This window comes from Salegentibacter sp. (assembly GCF_041642575.1).
Lineage (GTDB): Bacteria > Bacteroidota > Bacteroidia > Flavobacteriales > Flavobacteriaceae > Salegentibacter.
Window position 1 is genome coordinate 1 of the sequence record NZ_JBEPWD010000164.1, and the last position, 2,893, is coordinate 2,893.

Below are 2,893 nucleotides of genomic sequence, written 5' to 3' on the forward strand. Positions count from 1 at the left end.
GGAGGTTTTATTGGTGCCAATGTTCTAACTGAAGATCCTTCTGTAGCGATTAATCCTGATACTATTGCCATTCTTGAAGGCCTTGGATTTGATAGTGCCGGTGAAGCATACCTGCCTACCGAGCTTTATAGCTGGGAAGCGATCGGGGGAATTAAAGCCCTGGTAATTTTACTTATTGGTGGAATTCTAATTGGTTTTGGTGCCCGTTATGGGGGAGGTTGTACCTCAGGCCACGCGATCTCAGGTCTTAGTAACTTGCAGTTGCCGTCGCTTATCGCTGTTATCGGTTTCTTTGTTGGTGGCTTGATTATGATTCACCTGTTATTTCCATTAATCTTTTAAACATAGAATATGAGATCAATTATATATTTACTAATAGGAATATTTTTCGGAATAGTAATGTTTAAGTCTGAAGCCGCTTCATGGTTCAGGATTTACGAGATGTTCCAGTTCCAGTCTTTCCATATGTATGGAATTATAGGATCAGCTTTAATTCTCGGAATTATTGGAGTCCAGATCATTAAAAGGAAAAAATTAAAATCTATAGACGGAGAGCCTATCGTTTTCAACGATAAGGATGTGAGCTTTAGTCGTTACGCTTATGGCGGACTTGCTTTCGGACTTGGTTGGGCGCTTGCGGGTGCATGTCCCGGTCCCATCTTCACTCTTATTGGTGCAGGTTATCTTCCTATTTTAATAGTATTTGTGGGAGCCCTTATAGGAACCTACATTTACGGACTTTTAAGAGACAAATTGCCTCACTAAAGTTTTAGAAATATTAAAAATCCCGCCCTTGCCGGTGGGATTTTTTATTTATTGGCTTTTACGGTCTTCTGAAATATAGTAATAGGGAAGGGAAATCTGATATTTGACCACTACCAATCTGATCCCAATAATAATAAGGGCTGTAGTTATATAAATCAGATCCAGATGTGCTCCAAGGGAATGCATTATCACAAAAACCAGTCCGCCAACAATGCAGGCAGTGGCATAGATCTCTTTTCTGAAGATCACGGGAATTTCATTACAAAGGATATCCCGAAGCACCCCGCCAAAGGTTCCGGTCATGGCGCCAAGTGCAATGGAAATAATAGGGTCTAGTCCGTTTCTTATTCCTATTTCCACCCCGGTAATGGTAAAAACCCCCAGGCCGATGGTATCGAAAAGGAAGAGGGATTTTTTAAGGTAATTGATCTTGTTTCTGAAGATTATAGCTAAAACGGTAACTACGCCAATAAGGTAGATGTAAATAGTGTTTTGCATCCAATTCACCGGGGTATCACCAATTAAAATATCTCTTAGGGTTCCCCCGCCACTGGCAGTTACAAAGGCGACGATAAATATTCCGAAGAGGTCCAGCCGACGGTCCATAGCGGCCAGCGCTCCTGAAATTGCGAAGGCAATGGTCCCGAGGATGTCAAGAATATTAAAAATACTTAGCTCCATTCGGGCAAAGTTATGTTTTTAAAGGAATCTTGAACAATAAATTTTGAGAAGCAGTTATTTTTTTAGAATTTTAAAAGCTCCAATTTATGGGCGAATAATTAAACTTAATCAATAAAAAAGTAAGGTTTTAATTAAAGTTACTACCTTTATAATATCAATTAATTGTAAATAAAATGAGCGATAAAATAGAAAGAATAAAATGTCTTATTATAGGTTCGGGTCCTGCTGGTTATAGTGCAGCAATTTATGCCGCCCGTGCCGATCTTCATCCTGTTATGTATACAGGGATGGAACCCGGAGGCCAGTTAACCACTACCACAGAAGTTGATAATTTCCCTGGATATCCCGATGGAATTGATGGACCGCAGATGATGGTAGACCTTCAAAAACAAGCAGAGCGTTTTGGAACGCAGGTGAGAATAGGAATGGTGACTGAAGTAGAATTTAGCGATAAAGTAGGTGGAATTCACCGTGCCTGTGTTGATAATGCTACCTGGGTGGAAGCTGAAACTGTCATTATTTCCACCGGTGCAACCGCTAAATATCTTGGCTTGCCGAGCGAGCAAAGACTGCGTGGAGGTGGGGTTTCTGCTTGTGCCGTTTGCGACGGATTCTTTTACAAAGGGCAGGACGTAGCTATAGTAGGTGGTGGAGACACCGCTGCTGAAGAAGCGACCTACCTGGCAAATATTTGTAATAAAGTAACTATGCTGGTAAGGGGTGATCAGATGCGTGCCTCAAAAGCTATGCAACACCGGGTAACCAGTACAAAGAATATCGATCTTCGTTATAACACAGAGGTTGACGAAGTATTGGGGGACCAGGTTGTTGAAGGCCTTAGAATGATAAATAACCAAACCGGAGAAAAAGAGGAGATCAAGATCACCGGTATGTTTATTGCTATTGGTCACAAACCAAATACCGATATCTTTAAAGGGGAACTTGATATGGATGAGACCGGTTATTTAATTACCAAAGCCAAATCTACCAAAACAAATATCCCCGGCGTATTTGCTTCAGGAGATGTTCAGGATAAGATCTATCGCCAGGCGGTAACCGCAGCCGGAACAGGTTGTATGGCCGCCCTGGATGCTGAGCGTTATCTTGCTGAGGTTGAAAGCGAAGAAGGAGAAGAAGTGAAAACCACTAAAAAAGTGGAGGCTTAAACAAATAGATCATACTTAATAGAAAAAGCTTCGGAAATTCAATTCCGAAGCTTTTTTGTTTTACGCCGGTCTAACTAATATTCCAACTCTATCTCTTCTCTAACCTTATCCAGCAGATCAATAAGTTGAAGGCTTTTTTCAAAGCTCATTTTATCGCTTTCTGTACGTCCCTGTTTCAGCATTTCCTGAACATGGGTTGCTTCGAAATTGTAGCCATTGGTTTCAACACCAAATTCCTGTACTGTTTCCTCCTTGCCGCTAATGATGATTAGGCTGGAAGG

Annotated in this window: 4 protein-coding genes and 1 pseudogene; 3 read left to right on the forward strand and 2 right to left on the reverse strand. The window is 41.3% G+C overall.

The annotated features are described in order from the left end of the window. Together ACESK1_RS12840 and ACESK1_RS12845 are read left to right on the forward strand one after the other, a co-directional pair. The coding region (locus ACESK1_RS12840; protein WP_372920576.1) for a YeeE/YedE family protein at positions 1–342 on the forward strand (342 nt) is incomplete at its 5' end. Positions 343–351: 9 nt separating this feature from the next. Continuing rightward, complete coding sequence (locus ACESK1_RS12845; RefSeq protein ID WP_372920577.1) at positions 352–765, forward strand: YeeE/YedE family protein; 414 nt, start codon at positions 352–354, stop codon at positions 763–765. A gap of 48 nt (positions 766–813) precedes the next feature. Here the strand turns inward: ACESK1_RS12845 and ACESK1_RS12850 are convergent, their stop codons facing one another. Beyond that, the gene (locus ACESK1_RS12850) at positions 814–1,446 is read right to left on the reverse strand and encodes a trimeric intracellular cation channel family protein (RefSeq protein WP_372920578.1); all 633 of its coding nucleotides are present in this window, start codon (positions 1,444–1,446) and stop codon (positions 814–816) included. Positions 1,447–1,619: 173 nt separating this feature from the next. Between ACESK1_RS12850 and trxB the strand changes: the two genes are divergently transcribed. After that, positions 1,620–2,612 carry a thioredoxin-disulfide reductase gene (gene trxB / locus ACESK1_RS12855; RefSeq protein WP_372920579.1) on the forward strand — a complete coding sequence of 331 codons (993 nt, stop codon included), beginning with the start codon at positions 1,620–1,622 and terminating at the stop codon, positions 2,610–2,612. 74 nt (positions 2,613–2,686) lie between these two features. Here the strand turns inward: trxB and ACESK1_RS12860 are convergent. After that, positions 2,687–2,893 (reverse strand): annotated as a pseudogene (locus ACESK1_RS12860) (gfo/Idh/MocA family oxidoreductase); the annotation flags it as partial.